At 68.6% G+C, this 16,796-nt stretch carries 19 protein-coding genes and 1 pseudogene; 8 read left to right on the plus strand and 12 right to left on the minus strand.

Annotation, left to right across the window (positions count from 1 at the left end; translation table 11 throughout):
• Window positions 1-334: 334 nt before the first annotated feature.
• From VRZ77_RS20660 to VRZ77_RS20670, 3 genes are all read right to left on the minus strand, one after another.
• A complete protein-coding gene (locus VRZ77_RS20660) occupies window positions 335-1,009 on the minus strand; it encodes a GntR family transcriptional regulator (protein WP_414594458.1) in 675 nt (224 codons plus the stop codon).
• Window positions 1,010-1,145: 136 nt separating this feature from the next.
• The gene (locus VRZ77_RS20665; protein ID WP_414594473.1) at window positions 1,146-1,634 is read right to left on the minus strand and encodes an FCD domain-containing protein; all 489 of its coding nucleotides are present in this window, start codon (window positions 1,632-1,634) and stop codon (window positions 1,146-1,148) included.
• 6 nt (window positions 1,635-1,640) lie between these two features.
• Complete coding sequence (locus tag VRZ77_RS20670) at window positions 1,641-2,084, minus strand: GntR family transcriptional regulator (RefSeq protein WP_414594459.1); 444 nt, start codon at window positions 2,082-2,084, stop codon at window positions 1,641-1,643.
• Between the two features lie 387 nt (window positions 2,085-2,471).
• On the opposite strand from VRZ77_RS20670, the pseudogene VRZ77_RS20675 reads away from it, so the two are divergent.
• Window positions 2,472-2,917: pseudogene (locus tag VRZ77_RS20675) on the plus strand (PACE efflux transporter).
• Window positions 2,918-3,020: 103 nt separating this feature from the next.
• Complete coding sequence (locus VRZ77_RS20680; RefSeq protein WP_414594460.1) at window positions 3,021-3,362, plus strand: SMR family transporter; 342 nt, start codon at window positions 3,021-3,023, stop codon at window positions 3,360-3,362.
• Window positions 3,363-3,368: 6 nt separating this feature from the next.
• On the opposite strand, the gene VRZ77_RS20685 is transcribed toward VRZ77_RS20680, so the two are convergent.
• Window positions 3,369-4,250 carry a methylated-DNA--[protein]-cysteine S-methyltransferase gene (locus tag VRZ77_RS20685; protein ID WP_414594474.1) on the minus strand — a complete coding sequence of 294 codons (882 nt, stop codon included), beginning with the start codon at window positions 4,248-4,250 and terminating at the stop codon, window positions 3,369-3,371.
• An 83-nt stretch (window positions 4,251-4,333) separates the two neighbouring features.
• A complete protein-coding gene (locus VRZ77_RS20690) occupies window positions 4,334-4,858 on the minus strand; it encodes a DUF2244 domain-containing protein (protein WP_414594461.1) in 525 nt (174 codons plus the stop codon).
• Between the two features lie 76 nt (window positions 4,859-4,934).
• Here VRZ77_RS20690 and nth point away from each other — a divergent pair, with 76 nt between their 5' ends.
• Window positions 4,935-5,750, plus strand: coding sequence for an endonuclease III (nth, locus tag VRZ77_RS20695; protein WP_414594462.1), 816 nt, complete (start codon window positions 4,935-4,937; stop codon window positions 5,748-5,750).
• On the opposite strand, the gene VRZ77_RS20700 is transcribed toward nth, so the two are convergent.
• On the minus strand, window positions 5,686-6,396 hold the full coding sequence (locus tag VRZ77_RS20700) for a sulfate transporter family protein (protein WP_414594463.1): 711 nt from the start codon (window positions 6,394-6,396) through the stop codon (window positions 5,686-5,688). The genes nth and VRZ77_RS20700 overlap by 65 nt on opposite strands.
• 267 nt (window positions 6,397-6,663) lie before the next feature.
• Here VRZ77_RS20700 and VRZ77_RS20705 point away from each other — a divergent pair, with 267 nt between their 5' ends.
• The 5 genes from VRZ77_RS20705 to VRZ77_RS20725 are packed head-to-tail and all read left to right on the plus strand — an operon-like array spanning window position 6,664 to window position 11,279.
• A complete protein-coding gene (locus tag VRZ77_RS20705; protein WP_414594464.1) occupies window positions 6,664-8,028 on the plus strand; it encodes a flavin monoamine oxidase family protein in 1,365 nt (454 codons plus the stop codon).
• Between the two features lie 16 nt (window positions 8,029-8,044).
• Window positions 8,045-10,180: an FUSC family protein gene (locus VRZ77_RS20710; RefSeq protein WP_414594465.1), complete on the plus strand. Its 2,136-nt coding sequence runs from the start codon at window positions 8,045-8,047 to the stop codon at window positions 10,178-10,180.
• 2 nt (window positions 10,181-10,182) lie between these two features.
• On the plus strand, window positions 10,183-10,410 hold the full coding sequence (locus VRZ77_RS20715) for a DUF1656 domain-containing protein (protein WP_414594466.1): 228 nt from the start codon (window positions 10,183-10,185) through the stop codon (window positions 10,408-10,410).
• Complete coding sequence (locus VRZ77_RS20720; protein WP_414594467.1) at window positions 10,401-11,138, plus strand: efflux RND transporter periplasmic adaptor subunit; 738 nt, start codon at window positions 10,401-10,403, stop codon at window positions 11,136-11,138. The genes VRZ77_RS20715 and VRZ77_RS20720 overlap by 10 nt, the downstream gene beginning before the upstream one ends.
• Entirely contained in the window at window positions 11,139-11,279 is a 141-nt protein-coding gene (locus tag VRZ77_RS20725; protein WP_414594468.1) for a hypothetical protein, read from the plus strand. It abuts the gene before it with no gap.
• A 36-nt stretch (window positions 11,280-11,315) separates the two neighbouring features.
• On the opposite strand, the gene pheT is transcribed toward VRZ77_RS20725, so the two are convergent.
• The 6 genes from pheT to VRZ77_RS20755 all read right to left on the minus strand — a co-directional run.
• Entirely contained in the window at window positions 11,316-13,721 is a 2,406-nt protein-coding gene (gene pheT, locus VRZ77_RS20730; RefSeq protein WP_414594469.1) for a phenylalanine--tRNA ligase subunit beta, read from the minus strand.
• Window positions 13,722-13,746: 25 nt separating this feature from the next.
• Window positions 13,747-14,307 carry a hypothetical protein gene (locus VRZ77_RS20735; protein ID WP_414594470.1) on the minus strand — a complete coding sequence of 187 codons (561 nt, stop codon included), beginning with the start codon at window positions 14,305-14,307 and terminating at the stop codon, window positions 13,747-13,749.
• Between the two features lie 6 nt (window positions 14,308-14,313).
• Window positions 14,314-15,414, minus strand: a complete 1,101-nt coding sequence (gene pheS, locus VRZ77_RS20740; protein WP_414594471.1) for a phenylalanine--tRNA ligase subunit alpha — start codon at window positions 15,412-15,414, stop codon at window positions 14,314-14,316.
• 158 nt (window positions 15,415-15,572) lie between these two features.
• The gene (rplT, locus tag VRZ77_RS20745; RefSeq protein WP_013165152.1) at window positions 15,573-15,941 is read right to left on the minus strand and encodes a 50S ribosomal protein L20; all 369 of its coding nucleotides are present in this window, start codon (window positions 15,939-15,941) and stop codon (window positions 15,573-15,575) included.
• Window positions 15,942-15,975: 34 nt separating this feature from the next.
• A complete protein-coding gene (gene rpmI / locus VRZ77_RS20750) occupies window positions 15,976-16,176 on the minus strand; it encodes a 50S ribosomal protein L35 (RefSeq protein WP_241621903.1) in 201 nt (66 codons plus the stop codon).
• Between the two features lie 186 nt (window positions 16,177-16,362).
• Window positions 16,363-16,796: hypothetical protein (locus tag VRZ77_RS20755; RefSeq protein ID WP_414594472.1), on the minus strand; the 434-nt coding region annotated here is incomplete at its 5' end.

Genomic DNA, 16,796 nt, shown 5'->3' on the forward strand with positions numbered 1-16,796 from the left:
GAGCAGGGCGGAGGCCGCGAGGGCGGCGGAGGGGGAGAGGCCGAGGAACAGGGCGCCGGCGCCCAGGGCGCGTCGCGAGCAGCGGAAGTCGTCGTCCATTCACACGTCCCTTGATCGGACCCGGAGCGCGGTCCTGCGGATGGGCGGGGCGCGGCCGCGAACAACCCGGAGCCTCCGGTCCGGCGGAGGCGGAGCGGGCGGCGAGGATTGGACCACGCAGGCGGAACGCTAGCACATTGCACGATCGCGGCGATCGTCGGGAGGGCGCGGATCAAGCCGGCGTGAACGCGGCTTGTCCTCAATGCTTACCCCGCGCCCCGCGCATCGGCGTCGGTCAGATCGTCGACAGATGGCGGATGATCGAGGCCTTCACATTGTCGATGTGCCGGGTCATCGCGGCGCCGGCGGCGCCGGCGTCGCCGGCCTCGATGGCGGCGATGATGTCGATGTGCTCGCGATAGACCGAGGCGGCGCGATCCGGCATGCGCCCGAGGTCGAAGATGCGGGTGCGCCGGCGCAGGTCGCGGATCAGGTTCGCCATCAGCGGGTTGCCGGAGGCGCCGGCGATCTCGTCATGCATCGCGGCGTCGATCTCGGCGCTGGCGTCCGGGTCCTCAACCGTGCGGCCTTCCGCGCGCGCCGCCACCATGGCTTCGAGCCGGCCCCGCAGCTCGGAGAGACGTTCAAGGTCGATCCGGCCGACGCACAGACGCGCGGCTTCCGGCTCCAGCAGGCGGCGGATATTGAGCACCTGCATATATTCCGGCACGGTCATCTGGCGCACTTCGAGATAGCGCGCGCCGCGCCGCTTCAGCAATCCCTCGCTCTCCAGCATCAGCAGCGCGTCGCGCAGGGGCGTGCGCGAGACGTCGAGCGCCTCGGCGAGGCGCCGCTCGGTCAGCACTTCGCCGCTGCGCAGCCGGCCGGTGAAGATCATGTCCTCCAGGCGCCGGTGCACCTCATAGGCGAGGCGTCGGGGGGCTGCGTCGTCCAGGGCCGGTTTGTTCATCCCCACCTGCAATGGCCGCGGCCGGCCGATCGGTGTGGGCCGCGTCTGTCATGAGAGCGTCGTAGGCGTGTTCTGCCTGTCTATCGGGCCGGTGGCGTCGAGGCAATCGCGTCGCGCCGTCCGGCCCCGCCCGGCGTCACGTCGTGGCGCTCCTGGTGGCGGTGCTCTTGCTCGCGGCGCTTTTGGCCGAAGCGGGCGGCGTCGCGGTCATGGCGGTGTCGAGATGGGCGCGCAGCGCGGCGGCGGCACGGGCATGGTCCCCCTCCTCCAGCGCCGTGATGATGGCGAGATGCTCCCCGACCCAGGCATGGACCCGGTAGCGGTTGGCGTAGCCCTGATATTCGAACAGGCGGCGCAGCCGGTTCTGCTGCTGGACCGACTGCACGAAATGCGGATTGCCGCCAAAGCCGGCCAGGGCTTCGTGGAAACCGGAATCCAGCTCGAACAGCGCGCTCTCGTTCATGGTCGAGGCAGCGTGGCTGAGCGCGTATTCGTGCTCGGCGCGCAGGCGCTTCAACACCGCCGGGTCCGGCGCATAGCCCGGCAGCAGCAGCGCGGCCGGCTCCACGGCGCGGCGGAAATCATAGCTGTTGACCAGCGCCCGCTCGGAATCCAGCGTCGGCAGGAAGCGTCAGCCCTGTCCCTTGTTGCGCGCCACCAGCCCCTCGTCGGCCATGCGGGTCAGGGCGCGCAGCATCACGGTGCGGTTGACGCGGTAGCGGCGGGCGAGCTCGGTCTGGGTGAAGGAGTCCACCACCTCGCCGGCCAGCCGGTCGCGCAGCAGCCGCGAATAGAACGCCTCCTCGGGCATGGAGGGAATTTCTACCGCGTGCTGGTGGGTGATCTCGTTCCACGGCACGGCGAGGAAGAAGCCCTGCCGGGGCCGGGCCATCACCACGCCGCGCTCGGCCAGCAGCATGAGCGCGGCGCGCACCGGCGTGCGCGACACCGAGAGCTGCTCGGCGAGCCATTGCTCGGTGAGGTGGTGGCCGGCTCTCAGATGCAGCGAACCGACCAGCCCGATGATGAGATTGGCAAGGGCATGGCGGGCCTGGGTCTTGTCGCGGCGCTGCATCGGTCTCGGGAAACAGGCTTGAGGAAACATCAGCTTATCGGGGCCGCTCGGGCGCGCAAGCGGCACGGCGTGTCTATCGTCGCCGCCACGCTGGCGCGGCGATACAATTTGGGGATATCGAGACGGCAGGGCCCGAAATGTCCCCGGCGATGAGCGGACATGAACCGGGCGTCGCGGCCGGGGTGCGGGCGCTTCTGGTGGCGCGTGCCGGGCCGCATGCCGATGCCGGACAGGGCGTCCTCGGACACCGCTTGGTATACAAGGCAGTGTGACGGCCGGCGCCCGGCGCCTTGCCCTTGGCGCGGCGCAGGGCCATATGAGGCGGTGAAGACGGCTTCCCCATCCGGGACACACGCGGGACGGCCCGGTCATAGAGGGACTACCGCCATGCGCCGCACCGGCGACCGCATTCGTCACGCGCTCAGCTTCGAGATCATCAGCCTCGCCATATCACCCCGGCCGGCGCCTTCCTGTTCGGCCTGCCCTTGCTGGAAATGGGCGTGATCGGCATTGGCAGCGCGATCATCGCGACGCTGTGGAACTACGCGTTCAATCTCGGCTTCGACCACGCGCTGCTGGCCTGGCGCGGCTCGGTGCACAAGACGTTCCGGCTGCGAATCGTCCACGCCCTCACCTTCGAGGCCGGGCTGCTGGCGGTGCTGATTCCCTTCATCGCCTGGTATCTCGGCGTCAGCCTGTGGCGCGCCTTCCTGCTGGACGTGTCGCTGGCGGGGTTCTTCCTGGTCTATGCCTTCGTGTTCAACTGGGCCTACGACCTGCTGTTTCCAGTACCGCACAGCCATTCGCACGCCGCGCCGTCCGCCGCCCGATAATCGGCGTCGTTATCTTTCTGTAGAAAAATACTTTATCGCTAAGAAAAAGACTGGCAGCATTCCCTCGCCAAACGCGCTTGCGCGCGACGGCGGGGGAGGGGTCATGAACGGCGTGCTGATCTATCTGCTGCTCGGCATCGCGGTCGCCGCCGAGGTGATCGCGACGACGGCGCTGGCGCGCTCCGACGGCATGACGCGGCTGGTGCCGAGCCTGATCACCGTGGTGTTCTACAGCTTCGCGTTCTGGAGCCTGTCGATCGTGCTGCGCACCGTGCCGACCGCCATCGTCTATGCGGTGTGGTGCGGCTTCGGCATCGTGCTGATCACCCTGGTGTCCTGGGTGGTGTACGGCCAGAAGCTGGACACGCCGGCCATGGTCGGGCTGTCCATGATCATCGCCGGCGTGGTGGTGGTGAACCTGTTTTCCAACTCGGTCACGCACTGAGCGCGCTTACTCCTTGCAGACCTGCCCGGCTTCCCAGCCGAGTATGGCGCGCTTGCGCGTCAGGCCCCAGTGATAGCCGGTGAGGTCGCCGCTCTTGCCGAGCACGCGATGACACGGCACCACGAAGGAGATCGGGTTGCGCCCGATCGCGGCGCCGACCGCGCGGGCGGCCCCGGGCTTCTCGATGCTGCCGGCGATGTGCGAGTAGGTGGTGGCCTTGCCCATGGGAATGCGCATCAGCGTCTCCCACACCCGCACCTCGAAATCGGTGCCGATGAACACGATGCGCAGCGGATCATCCGGCCGCCAGGAGCGGCAGTCGAAGATGCGCGCGGCATAGGGCGCTGTGGCGATGGGGTCCTCGACATAGGTCGCGTTGGGCCAACGCCGGCGCATGTCGGCGAGCGCGGCTTCCTCCTCGCCCTCATCGGCGAAGGCGAGGCCGCACAGACCGCGCGGCGTCACCATGGCCAGCGCCATGCCGAATTGCGAGGTGTGGAAACCCCAGCGGATGACGAGGCCGGCGGCGCCGGTCTTCCATTCGCCGGGCGAGAGCGATTCATGCACCACGAACAGGTCGTGCAGCCGGCCGGGGCTGGAAAAGCCCAGCTCATAGGCGGCGTCGAGCACATTGCTGGATTCCGCCAGCACGCGGCGCGCGGCGTCCAGCGTCACCGCCTGAAGGAAGTCCTTCGGCGAGAGCCCGCACCAGCGGCGGAACAGCTCGTTGAGCGTGCGCGGCAGCACGCCGGCGGCACGGGCGATCTCCTCCACCTCCGGCTGGTCGCGGAAGCGGCGGTTCACGAACTCGACCGCGCGGCGCACGACCTCATAGTCGGCGGCGGCGATGTCGAGCGGGCGGGCGGTGTCGAAATTGGGCGCGAGCACGGCGGTGTCCTCCTGCTGCCCACAGTGCAGCACGTCGCCATCCGCGCGCCCACCCGATTTCGACGCGGGCGTGGGCCGGGCGCTCACGGCGCGCTGCGCACCACGCCGCGCTTGGCGTCCGCCAGCGCCGCCGACAAGCCCTCGGCCAGTTCCTCGCGCTGCGCGGTGTGGAGGAACCCGCCGACCACCACCGCCTCTCGGCGCGAATGCAGGGTGAGGCGCTGCAGGCCGAAATCCTCGTGCAGTTCCTTGTCGAGCCGGGTCCAGAGCGGGTTCATTCGCGCCTCGTCGGCGCGCCCAGCCGGATCGACCTTGCGCACGCTGATAAGACTGGGCGTCACGCGGATGTCCTCACGCGCCCGGGCCGAGCGGAAGCTGACGCGGAAGGCGACATAGATCAGCAGCACATCGAGCCCGAACATGCCGAACACCGGCCAGGCGCCCATCAGCAGGAACGCCGTGCCGCAGACGACGCTGATCGCGCCGACGATGATCATGACGATCAGGAAGCCGCGCTGGTCCAGCGAGCGGTGGGGCCGCAGGCTGGTCTGGTACAGCGTCGGTTCCGCGTCGTGATCGGCGGTTCTGTCCGTGGCGGTTCTGTCCATGGCGGTGCGGTGGGCGTTGGTGCAATGGTTCGCGAAGCGCTTGGCAGCGCTCGCTTTGACGCATTATAGGTCGAAAATGCCGGAACGGGACAAGGATTCGCAAGCGAAGGCGCCGCGCCGCGCCGTGAAGGCCGCGGGCAAGCGTGTCGCCGTCGCCGCACCGGCCGCGGACAAGCCGCGCCGCCGCGCCGTGGCCAATGCCGCGGCGGCGGCGGCCGGCCGCGCTCTCGCGCCCTGGTCCGCCGCCGAGGTGGAGCTGGCCTTCTCCCGCTTCGAGGCCGCCGATCCCGAGCCCAAGGGCGAGCTGGATTTCGTCGATGCCTTCACGCTGCTGGTGGCGGTGGTGCTCTCCGCGCAGGCGACCGACGTCGGGGTGAACAAGGCGACGCGCACCCTGTTCCAGGCCGCCCCGACCCCGGCCGCCATGGTGGCGCTGGGCGAGGACGGGGTGAGCGCGCATATCCGCACGCTGGGGCTCTATCGCGGCAAGGCGAAGAATGTGGTCGAGCTGTCGCGCCGGCTGATCGCCGAGCATGGCGGCGACGTGCCGAGGGACCGCGCGGCGCTGGAGGCGCTGCCGGGCGTCGGCCGCAAGACCGCGAATGTGGTGCTCAATATCGGCTTCGGCCTGCCGACCATCGCGGTCGACACCCATCTGTTCCGCGTGGCCAACCGCACCGGCCTGGCGCCGGGCAAGACCCCGCTGGAGGTGGAGCTCGGGCTGGAGCGGGTCATCCCCGACCGCTTCAAGCTCCACGCCCATCACTGGCTGATCCTGCACGGGCGCTATATCTGCAAGGCGCTCAGGCCCGAATGCGGGCGCTGCCTTATCGCGGACCTCTGCCGCTGGCCGGAGAAGTCCGGGCCCGCGCATAAGAGCGCGAGCGCGTGAGCCGCTTGTGCAGCTTCACCATGAAGATGGTGGCGAAGACCGGCGTGATCAGGTTGAGGATCGGCACCGACACAAGGAGCGCGATGATCAGGCCGCCGAGGAACACCGGCACCGCGTGGTAGCGCCGCACGATGGCGACCTCCTCCTCGGTGCGGTAGCGCATGGCGGCGAGCTGGAAATATTCCCGCCCGAGCAGATAGCCATTGGCGACGTAGAACACGATGAGGTTCACGCCGGGCACCAGAAGCAGCAGCAGCGCGATGAGGTTCACCACGATCGCGACGCCGAAGAATTTCAGCGTCAGCACCAGCGAGCGGGCCACCGGCACCGGCGTGCCGATCGGGTCGCGCGGAAAGTCGAGGCGCTCGCACTGCTCGGCCACGTCGTCGACGAAAAATCCCGCGATCAGCATGGTCACGGGCGGGACCAGGAACACGCCGCCGATCACGATGCCGAGCGCGGCCACGACGTCGACGATGACGCTGGCCCAGCTCATGTCCAGACTGACGAAATGATCGAGCGCCACATAGGCGCCGATGCCGAGCGCCACGATCAGCGCGATGGCCAGCCCTATGGAACGCCAGAGGACCTTGCGGTAGAGGCGCGTGAACGTCTGCGCGAAAGCATCCAGCGCGTCTTGTAGCATGACATAGTCCAAAACCAGCCGCCCCGCCGCGAACTTACACGTTCCGTAACGAAACGGTGACGACGCGGGCAAAGAAGTTGTGGATTCTTTTTCTTGCAATTTTTGATTCGCCGAACGAGTCCCGATTCGTTCCGTCGGAACAAATCATGATTCAAATCAGGGCCTTGGCCCCGCCGACCCCGCGCGCAGGAGGCGGTTTCGTCGCGTGGTTTCGTCGCGCGGTGCGGCCATGCTAGCTTTCGCGCGACCCTGCAGGCGGCCCGAACCATGACGTCCTCCCCTCGCTTCCACGGCGCGCTGTCGCGGCGCCGCTTTCTGGCCGGCGCGTCGGCGTCGCTGCTGGCGACCCCTGCCTTGGCGCAAAGCGCCGCGCCGGGCGGCGATGTCGACATCGCGATCGTCGGCGGCGGTGCGGCGGGCATCGCGGCGGCGCGCAAGATCGCGGCGGCGGGGCGCTCCTATGTGCTGATCGAGGCGTCCGGGCGGCTGGGCGGGCGTGCCCGCACGGTGAGCGCGTTCGGCCAGCCGGTCGATCTCGGCGCCGCCGGCTTCTCCCGGCATGGCAGCACCCTCGCGGCCGCCGCCGAGCAGGCGGGGCTCGCGCTGGCGCCGCTCCCGGTGGCGCGGCGGCTCTATGCCGGCGGGCAGGAGGCGGGAGAGGGCGACTACGACGCCTTCGCCCTCGCGCTCGGGCGCCTGCGCCGCGACATCGTGGCGGCGGGCGATGCCGGGCGGGATGTCGCCGTGTCCTCGGTCGATACGGCGAGCGGACCCTGGGCGGCGACCGCTGCCGCCTTCGCCGGCACGCTGGCCTGCGGACGAGGGCTGTCCGGGCTTTCGACGCTCGATCTGGCGCTGCGCGGCCCGGCGGTGGACGACGTGACCAGCCCGCTCGGCGTCGGCGCGATGCTGGAATCGCTCGGCGCCTGGCTGAACGTGCAGAAGGACGCCGCGGTGACACTCATCACCAATGCCGGGCGCTTCAGCACGCTGACGATTGCCGGCCAGCGCGGCGTGGTGCGCGCCCGCGCCATCATCCTCGCCGTGCCGGCCGCGACCGTGGTCGGCGGGGCGCTGCGGTTCAATCCGCCGCTGCAGACCCGGGTGGCGGCGGCGTTCCGTGCCTTCCCCGCCGGGCAGATCGAGCAGGTGGTGTTCAGCCTGCCGGGCAATCCGCTCCAGCTCGGGGCGGACGAGCCGGTGCTGGCGCGGGTCGACGGCACTGCGCCGGGAATGTCGCGGCCGGGAATGCTGCGGGCGCGGGTCGACGGCAGCGAGGTCTACCGGCTGAGCTTCGGCGACGAGGCGGCGCGCGAGATCGCCGAAAAGGGCGCCCCGGCGGCGCTGCGCCTCGCCAATCTCTGGCTGCAGGCGGCGTTTGGCAGCTCCGCACCGAAGATCGCGCAGGTGCAGACCTCGAACTGGTCGACCGATCCGCTGATTCGCGGCGCCATGGCGCTGGCGACGCCCGGTCAGGCGGCGCAGCGCCGGCAATTCGGCGATCCGCTCGGCCGCATCTTTCTCGCTGGCGATTATACCAGCGTCAGCCAGTGGGGCACGCTGGCGGGGGCCTGGAATTCCGGCGAGACCGCCGCCACGCGCGCGCTCGGCCTGGTCGCCGGACCGTCCTGACCATGGTGTGGCAAGCATGAGCGTCGCCGAGCGCGCAGGGTTGTCGTGGCGGGCCACGCTCCCGGTCGATCTCGGCTGGCGCAACTTCGTCTTCTCGGCGCGCACCGCGCTGGCGGCGATCCTCGCGCTGGCCATCGCCTACTGGCTGGAGCTGAGCGATCCGCAATGGGCGACGCTCACCGTCTATCTGCTCGCGCAGCCGACCGTCGGGGCGGCGCTCGCCAAGAGCGCCTGGCGCGTGGTCGGTACGGTGAGCGGGGCGCTGCTCGGGCTGGTGCTGGTCGCCCTGTTCTCGCAGGCGGCCGAACTGCTGGTCGCGGCGACCTGCCTCACCGTGGCAGTGAGCCACTATCTCGCCGCCCGGCAGAGCAACTACGCCGCCTATGGTTTCCTGCTCGGCGGCTTCACCGCCTTGCTGGTCGCCTATGAGGGCGCGCTCGCGCCCAACCAGTCCTGGACCATCGCCATCGACCGCACCGCGGAAATCCTGATCGGCATCGCCTGCAGCGCCGGGGCGAGCCTGCTGGTGATGCCGCGCTATGCCGGCGACGCGCTGCGCGAGGCGATGGGCACCACCTTTACCGGCCTGTCGGCCTATGTCGCCGCCGCGCTGCGGCTGTCGACCTCGATGACGCTGTTCGCTGCACTGCGCCAGCGCATGGTCGCGGTGGTGGTGTCGTTCGACGCGTTGCGCTCCTACACGCTGTTCGAGGCGCCCGAGATGCGGGTGGACGAGCAGCGGCTGACACGCACGGTGCGCGAGTTCCTGGTGGTGCTGGCCATCGCGCGCGGCGTGTTCTTCCGGCTGGATGGCCTCAATCAGGCCGGTGCCAGCGAGGTGATGGCGAGGCTGCGCCCGACACTGGAGGCGACCGCCGCCCGCGTCGAGGCCATCGCCGCCGATCCCAAGGCGTGGAGCGAACCGGCGCGGCTGCGGCGCGACCTGCTGGCTGCGCGCACCGCGCTCGCCCGCGCCGCCGACGAGATGGAGGCGTTGGCGGGCACGCTGCCCTTCGAGCCGCTCGCCAACGGGCTGCTGGTGCTGCGCCGGGCCGGCGACCTGGTGCACGGACTGGCCATGGTGGTGGTGAGCGAGGCGGCGAGCGTGCGGGCGCGCCGGGTCGGCATCGCCCGACGCGCCCCGACGCCGCAGGCGGCTTCCGAACGGCGCGAGGCGCTGTTCATCGCGACGCGCGCCGGCCTCGCCGTCGCCATTCTCAGCCTGGTCTGGATGGCGACCACCTGGGACCAGGGCTTCAACCTGGTGGCGGGCGGCGCGATCATGCTGTTCTTCGCGGTCAATCAGGACGACCCGCTCTCCGCCGCCCGCTATTTCATCTACGGCACGATCGCCGGCCTCATCGTCGCCTATGGGCTGATGGTGTTCGTCCAGCCGCATCTGGAGGGCTTCGAGGCGCTGGCAGTGATGTTCTTCCTGGCGCTGCTGCCGGCCGGGTTGATCGCCGGCACACCGGGCAAGGCATGGATCGGCATCGCGCTGGGCGGCTACACCATCGCGCAGGTCGGCACCTCGAACCTGTTCGCGCCGGACGAACCCGCCTTCATCAATTCGGCGCTGGCGCTGTTGCTCGGGCTGGTGATCAGCCTGTGCATCCTGGCGGCGATGCCGGTGACCTCGCGCGCCCGTCGGGGCGAGAGCTGGCAACGCGCGATTGGCGCGATTCTCCCGGCGGTGGCGCGCGGCGCGCTGCCGGCCCGGCGCGGGGCGGGCGAAATCCGCGACACGCTGGCCCTGCTGCTGCCGCGCCTCTCGCTCGACCGGCAGGGTGACGACGATTTCCTGCGCGGCACGCTCGGCGCCGCCTCCTGTGCGATCGAGTTGGGGCGGCTGCTCGCTGTGCGCGGCGATCCGGCGATGCCGGAGCCGGCGCGCCAGCGCCTCGACCAGTTTCTCTCGGAATTCGCCGTGGCTCTGGAGGCGCTCGCGCAGGCGCCGGGCGAGCGCTCGAACGACGTCGCGCGGGCGGAAGCGCTGGCGAATGGCGCGCGCGCGGACCTCGCGGCGCAGGTGCTGGAGCCGGGCTCGCCGGCGGCGCGCGCGGTGTTACGGGCCGGTGCCTCGTTGCGGTTCATCACCGACCGCTTTTACATAGATCGGGCCTATTGGGAGCGCCGCCGCGCGCAGGAATGACGATGACGCCGAGCCTGTCCTTCTTTCACACGGTCGAGTTCGTCGGCTTCTACCTGCCGCCGCTGCTGATCTGGGCGACGGCGGTGCTGGTGCCGTTCCTGCTGCTGCGCCGGCTGCTGGACCGGCTCGGCCTGTACCGCTTCGTCTGGCACCGCTCTCTGTTCAATCTCGCCCTTTACGTCCTGCTGCTCGGCGGCGCCATCTTTCTCGGGAATGCCCAATGGCTGTGACCGCCGTGATCCGCCCGCTCGTCACCGTGGTCGCGGTGGCCGCCGCCGTGCTGGTCGGCTGGTGGCTTTGGAGTTTCTACACGCTCTCGCCCTGGACCCGCGACGCACGGGTGCGGGTCAATGTGGTCGACGTCGCCCCCGATGTCTCGGGCCTCATCAGCGCGATTCCGGTGGTCGACAACCAAAAGGTCAGCAAGGGCGACGTGCTGTTCGTGATCGACAAGGACCGTTTCACCCTCGCGCTGGAACAGGCCCAGGCCGGGGTGTCGGAAGCGCAGGCGCGGGCCAAACTCGCCAGCGACGACGCCCGGCGCGACGCGCAGGTTCTGGCGCAGGATGCCAGCGCGGTGTCGGCGGTGACGGTCGAGACCTCGCGCACCCAGGCCGAGGCGGCGACCGCCGCGCTGGCGCTGGCAGAGGCCGAACTCGCCACCGCCCAGCTCAATCTGCAGCGCAGCACGGTACGCTCGCCGGTGAACGGCTACGTGACCAATCTCACCGCGACCGTCGGCGACTATGCCAACACCGGAACCGGGGTGCTGGCGGTGGTCGACAGCGATTCCTTCTATATCTACGCCTATTTCATGGAGACAAAGCTGCCGGCGATCCGAACCGGCGCGGCGGCGGAGGTTCGGCTGATGGCCGGCGGCACCGTGCTCAAGGGCCGGGTGCAGGGGCTAAGCCGCGCCATCGCCAGCCCGACGGCGGCGGGCGGACTGCTGGCCTAGGTGGATCCCAATTTCGAGTGGATCCGCCTCGCCCAGCGCATCCCGGTGCGCATCACGCTGGAGGATGTGCCGCCGGAGGTGGAACTGGCGGCCGGCCTGTCGGCGACGGTGGTGATCCGCCCGCCGGCCGGCCAGCCCTGAGCGGGCCGGCAGTCTCCGGCCCGTCGTCTTGTGGGATCAGCCGCGCAGCGTGGCGCCGGTCTTCTTCGCCACTTCCGCGACGATCTTCGCCGTCACCGCCTCGATCTCGGCATCGGTCAGCGTCTTCTCGCGCGGCTGGAGCGTGACCGAGAGCGCGATCGACTTGGCGTTCGCCTCGATGCCGGGGCCTTCATAGACGTCGAACACGCTGACCTGGGTGATCAGCTTGCGGTCGACGCCGGCCGCGGCCTTCACCAGTTCCGCGCTCGCCACCGAGCGGGCGACGACGAAGGCGAAGTCGCGCTCCACCGGCTGGAAGGCGGAGAGCTCCAGCAGCGGCTTCACGCGGGTCGCCTTGGCCTTGGGCTCGGGGATGCGCTCCAGCACCACCTCGAAGCCGACCAGCGGACCATCCAGCTTCAGCGCGTCCAGCACCGAGGGGTGCAACTCGCCGAAATGGCCGATCACATTGGCGCCGAGCCGGAAGGTGCCGGAGCGGCCGGGGTGATACCAGGAGGGGGCGTCGGTCGAGATCTGGAGATTGGCGACCGGCGCGCCACAGGCCGCCAGCACCGCCAGCGCATCCGCCTTGGCATCGAAAGCGTCGACCGCGCCGGCCTTGCCGGACCAGTGGCGTCCGGCGCCGGAGGGCTTGGCGGTCGCACGGCGCAGGCCGGTGGCGTGGGTGAACTGGTCCTGCGGGCGGTCGCCCTTGAAGATCTGCCCGACCTCGAACAGCGCCGCCTCGCCATAGCCACGGTCGGCATTGGCCTGCGCGGCGCGGATCAGCCCCGGCAGCAGGCTCGGGCGCATGTCGGAGAGGTCGGAGGCGATCGGATTGGCCAGCGCCAGCTCCGGCGCGCCGCCGCCGAACAGCTCGGCCTGAAGCTTCGGCACGAAGGACCAGGTGACGGCTTCCACCAGTCCTCGCGCCGCCAGCGCCCTCTTGGCCTTGCGGGTGCGAAGCTGCAGCGTGGTGAGCACGCTCTTGCGGGCGTCAGTGTCGCGCGGGAACGGCAGGGACGGCACGCGGTCGAGCCCGGCGATGCGGGTGACTTCCTCCACGAGGTCGGCCTTGCCCTCGATGTCGCCGCGCCAGGACGGCGGCACGACCTGAACCGTGCCCGAGCTGCCGGTCACGGTGAAGCCGAGCCGGGCGAGAATATCGACCTGCTCGGCGTCGGAAGCCTCCAGCCCGGTGAGCTTCTCGGTGAGTGACAGCGGGAAATCGATGGTGCGCGTGGTGTCGGGCACCGTCCCGGCCATCGTGATCTCCGAGGGCTCGCCGCTGCAGAGGTCGAGGATCAGCTTCGTCGCCAGCTCAAGGCCCGGCACCATCATCGCCGGATCGATGCCGCGCTCGAAGCGGAAGCGGGCATCGGAATTGAGGCCGAGCTTGCGCCCGGTCTGCGCGATGTTGATCGGCTCCCACAGCGCGGATTCCACCAGCACATCGGTGGTCGTCTCGTCGCAGCCCGATTCCTCGCCGCCCATCACGCCGGCGAGCGATTCCACCGCCTTGTCGTCGGCGATGACGCAGATCGAGGGGTCGAGCGCATAGGTCTTGCCGTCCAGCGCCAGCAGGCTCTCGCCCTCTTTCGCGCGACGTACCACGAGATTGCCGTGCACCTTCTTCGCGTCGAAGACGTGGAGCGGGCGGTTCTGGTCGAAGGTCAGGAGGTTGGTGACGTCGACCAGCGCGTTGATGGGCCGGAGGCCGACGGCGCGCAGCTTGGCCTGAAGCCAGTCCGGCGACGGGCCGTTCTTCACGCCGCGAATGAGCCGCAGCGCGAAGGCGGGGCAGGGCGCGTCGTCGGCGATGGTCACCGAGACCGGGCAGGGGAAGGCGCCCGGCACGGGTGCGATCTCGTCCTCCACCAGCCGGCCGAGACCGACGGCAGCGAGGTCGCGGGCAATGCCGTGCACGCCGAGCGCGTCGGCGCGGTTCGGCGTCACCGCGATTTCGATGACCGGATCGTCGAGGCCGATCCAGTCGACATAAACCGCGCCGACCGGGGCGTCCTGCGGCAGGTCGATGATGCCGTCATGGTCCTCGGAAAGCTGAAGCTCGGCGGCCGAGCACAGCATGCCCCGGCTCTCGACGCCGCGGATCGTGCCGATGCCCAGCGTGATGTCCTTGCCGGGGATGTAGGTGCCGGGCGGCGAGAACACGCTCTTCATGCCGGTGCGGGCATTGGGCGCGCCGCACACCACCTGCACCGGCTCGCCCGCGCCAGTGTCGACCATGCACAGGCGCAGCTTGTCGGCGTTGGGGTGCTGAACGGCGGAGATGACATAGGCGATGGTGAAGCCGCGGAGCTTCGCCGCCTTGTCCTCGACGCCCTCCACTTCCAGCCCGATGCGGTTCAGCGCGTCGGTCACGTCGTCGAGCGTGTAGTCGCCGGAAAGGTGCTCACGCAGCCAGGAGAGGGTGAATTTCATCGGACGGATGATCCTATCTCAATATTTACGTCGGCCTGCGTCGCACAAAGCCTGCAATAGCTTGTGCTAAGACAGCAACAAGAAGTCCTCCCAAGGACCACCCGAAAATATTGTATATTTTATCTATTTTATCATTTTGTTCTTCAATTTTTTCTTGCGCCCTTTCGCGCAAAAATTGCAAATCTTTTTTCAGTAATACTACATTCAGAGCATCTTCCGGGTTTTGAGATATGATGCTTTTTATATCTTTTAAATTATTCTCAACTAACTCAACCCGCATTGCGAGTTGAGTTATAGAAATTGCGATCTTATCGTTGTCTGGGATTTCCGTAAGGCTTTTAATTATATAATCAACTTTGCTCGATATTTCAGAAATTGAAGTGCCTGTGGAATCTATACGCCCATTAATATATTCTACTAGGGACATAATTTCCAAATTGCGTCTATCAGAATGTACCGCGGGAAACAAAACTCCGATCAGGAAACCAGCTGACACGACGATGCCAACCGTTGCCGCAATACCAGCAGCACGCTCAATAACAGATCGGATGTGAATGCTTTTCAGCCACTGCCGAAAGTTGTCCATATCGCGTTATCCGCTCAATCCACCCGCCAGCGTCGGGAAGTCGAGCGGGCGGAAGCCGTAATGGGAGAGCCAGCGGACATCGGCCTCGAAGAAGGCGCGCAGGTCCGGCATGCCGTATTTCAGCATGGCGATGCGATCGATGCCCATGCCCCAGGCGAAGCCCTGATACTCGTCCGGGTCCAGCCCGCAATTCCTCAGGACGTTCGGGTGCACCATGCCGCAGCCGAGAATCTCCAGCCAGTCATTGCCCTCGCCGAAGCGGATTTCGCCGGGGCGCGAGCGGTCGCACTGGATGTCGACTTCCATGGAGGGCTCGGTGAACGGGAAGAAGGACGGGCGGAACCGCATCTTCACATTGTCCACCTCGAAGAACGCCTTGCAGAACTCTTCGAGGATCCACTTCAGGTGGCCGAGATTGGCGCCCTTGTCGATGACGAGGCCCTCGACCTGATGGAACATCGGGGTGTGAGTCTGGTCGCTGTCCGAGCGATAGGTGCGGCCCGGGCAGATGACGCGGATCGGCGGCTTCTTGGAGAGCATGGTGCGCACCTGCACCGGCGAGGTGTGGGTGCGCAGGACGAGGCGCGAGCCGTCTTCCTTGGTGGGAAGATAGAAGGTGTCGTGCATCTCGCGCGCGGGGTGCCCCTCGGGAAAGTTCAGCGCGGTGAAATTGTGGAAGTCGTCCTCGATGTCCGGGCCTTCCGCCACCGAGAAGCCCATATCGGCGAAGATCGCGGTGAGTTCGTCGATGACCTGGCTGATGGGGTGCACGCGGCCGAGCTCGGCCGGCGCCTCGCGGACCGGAAGCGTGACGTCGACGCGCTCGGTCTCCAGCCGCTGGGCGAGCGCCGCGGCCTTGAGTTCCGCGCGGCGAGCACTGAGCGCCTCGTTCAGCCGGTCGCGCAGGCCGTTGATCGCGGGGCCGGCGGTCTTGCGCTCCTCCGGCGTCATGGCGCCGAGGCCCTTGAGCAGCTCCGAGACGGAACCCTTCTTGCCGAGCGCCGCGATGCGCACCGCCTCCAGCCCGGCCTCATCGGCGGCGGCGGCGATGGCGGCGCTGAGCTCGCGCTCCAGCGCGTCGAGATCGGGAAGGGCGGCGACGGACATGAGCGTTTTCTCGACTGGATTGGAGCGGCATCACGGCCGGGCGTGAGGCGCTCTCGGGAGAGTTCGGCGGTCTCTTAGCGGAGCCGCAGCAACGCGAAAAGCCCCAACGCTCGTCGCGCGGGGCTTCTCACATGTCGGTCCCGGCAGGCGGGAAGAGATCAGGCAGCCTGCTTTTCCAGCGCGGCCTTGGCCTGCTCGACCAGCGCCGCGAAGGCGGCGGGCTCATGGATGGCGATATCCGAGAGCACCTTGCGGTCGACCTCGATCCCGGCCTTGCCGAGACCGTCGATAAATCGGCCATAGGTGAAGCCGAGCTCACGGGTCGCGGCGTTGATGCGCTGGATCCAGAGCGCGCGGAAATTGCGCTTCTTCACCTTGCGGTCGCGATAGGCGTATTGCTGCGCCTTCTCGACGGCCTGCTTCGCGACGCGGATGGTATTCTTGCGGCGGCCGAAATAGCCCTTCGCCGCCTTGAGCACTTTCTTGTGCTTGGCGTGAGAAGTTACGCCGCGCTTAACACGTGCCATTGGAGTTCTCCTCGGAACTGGCTAAGGGGTGGCGTCAGCCGTTGGGCAGAAAATACTTCCGGACGACCACCGCATCGGGCTCGGCCATCACGGTCGTCCCGCGCTGATCGCGGATCTGCTTGTTGGTGCGCTTGATCATGCCGTGGCGCTTATTGGCCTGGGCCATGATCACCTTGCCGGTGCCGGAGAGCTTGAAGCGCTTCTTCGCTCCGGACTTGGTCTTCATCTTGGGCATTTGGCTCTGTCTCCGCGGCCTGTTGCTCTCCCGCGAGGGAGTGCGGCGGCCTCTTGTTTGGTGTGAGCATTTGAACCGCCACGGCAGCCCTTTTCGCCGGGCGGTTCAACAAGGCCGCACCCTCTACAGCAGAGGGCGCGGTTTTTCAAGGGCCTGCCGGTGCGCCCCGCGCGGAAGCGGGAGGCTTTAATCCCTGGCGCGGTTGCGCTCGACCGGCGAGCGCTGGTCCGGTGGCAGCGGCTGGCCCTGCGGCGGCACCGGATAGGGATAGCCCGGCTGCGCCTGCTGCGGCGGGCGGCCACCTTGCGGAGGCCGGTTGCCCTGCGGGGGCGGCCCGCCCTGCTGGGGCGGAGGACCACCCGGCCCTCCCTGCTGCGGCGGCCGGTTATTGCCGCCCGGGGGCGGCCCACCCTGCGGCGGGCGATTGTTGCCGCCGTTCCAGTTGCCACCCTGCGGCGGTCGGTTGTCGTTGCCCCAGTTGCCCTGCGGCGGGCGGCCCTGATTGCCCCAGCCGCCGCCACCGGGAGGCGGACCGCCCCAGTTGCCGCCAGGCGGAGGCCCGTTCCAGCCGGGGCCGCCGGGCGGCGGGCCATAGCCCGGTCCGCCGCCCCAGCCCGGCC

This window comes from Ancylobacter sp. G4_0304 (assembly GCF_047501495.1).
Classification (GTDB): domain Bacteria; phylum Pseudomonadota; class Alphaproteobacteria; order Rhizobiales; family Xanthobacteraceae; genus Ancylobacter.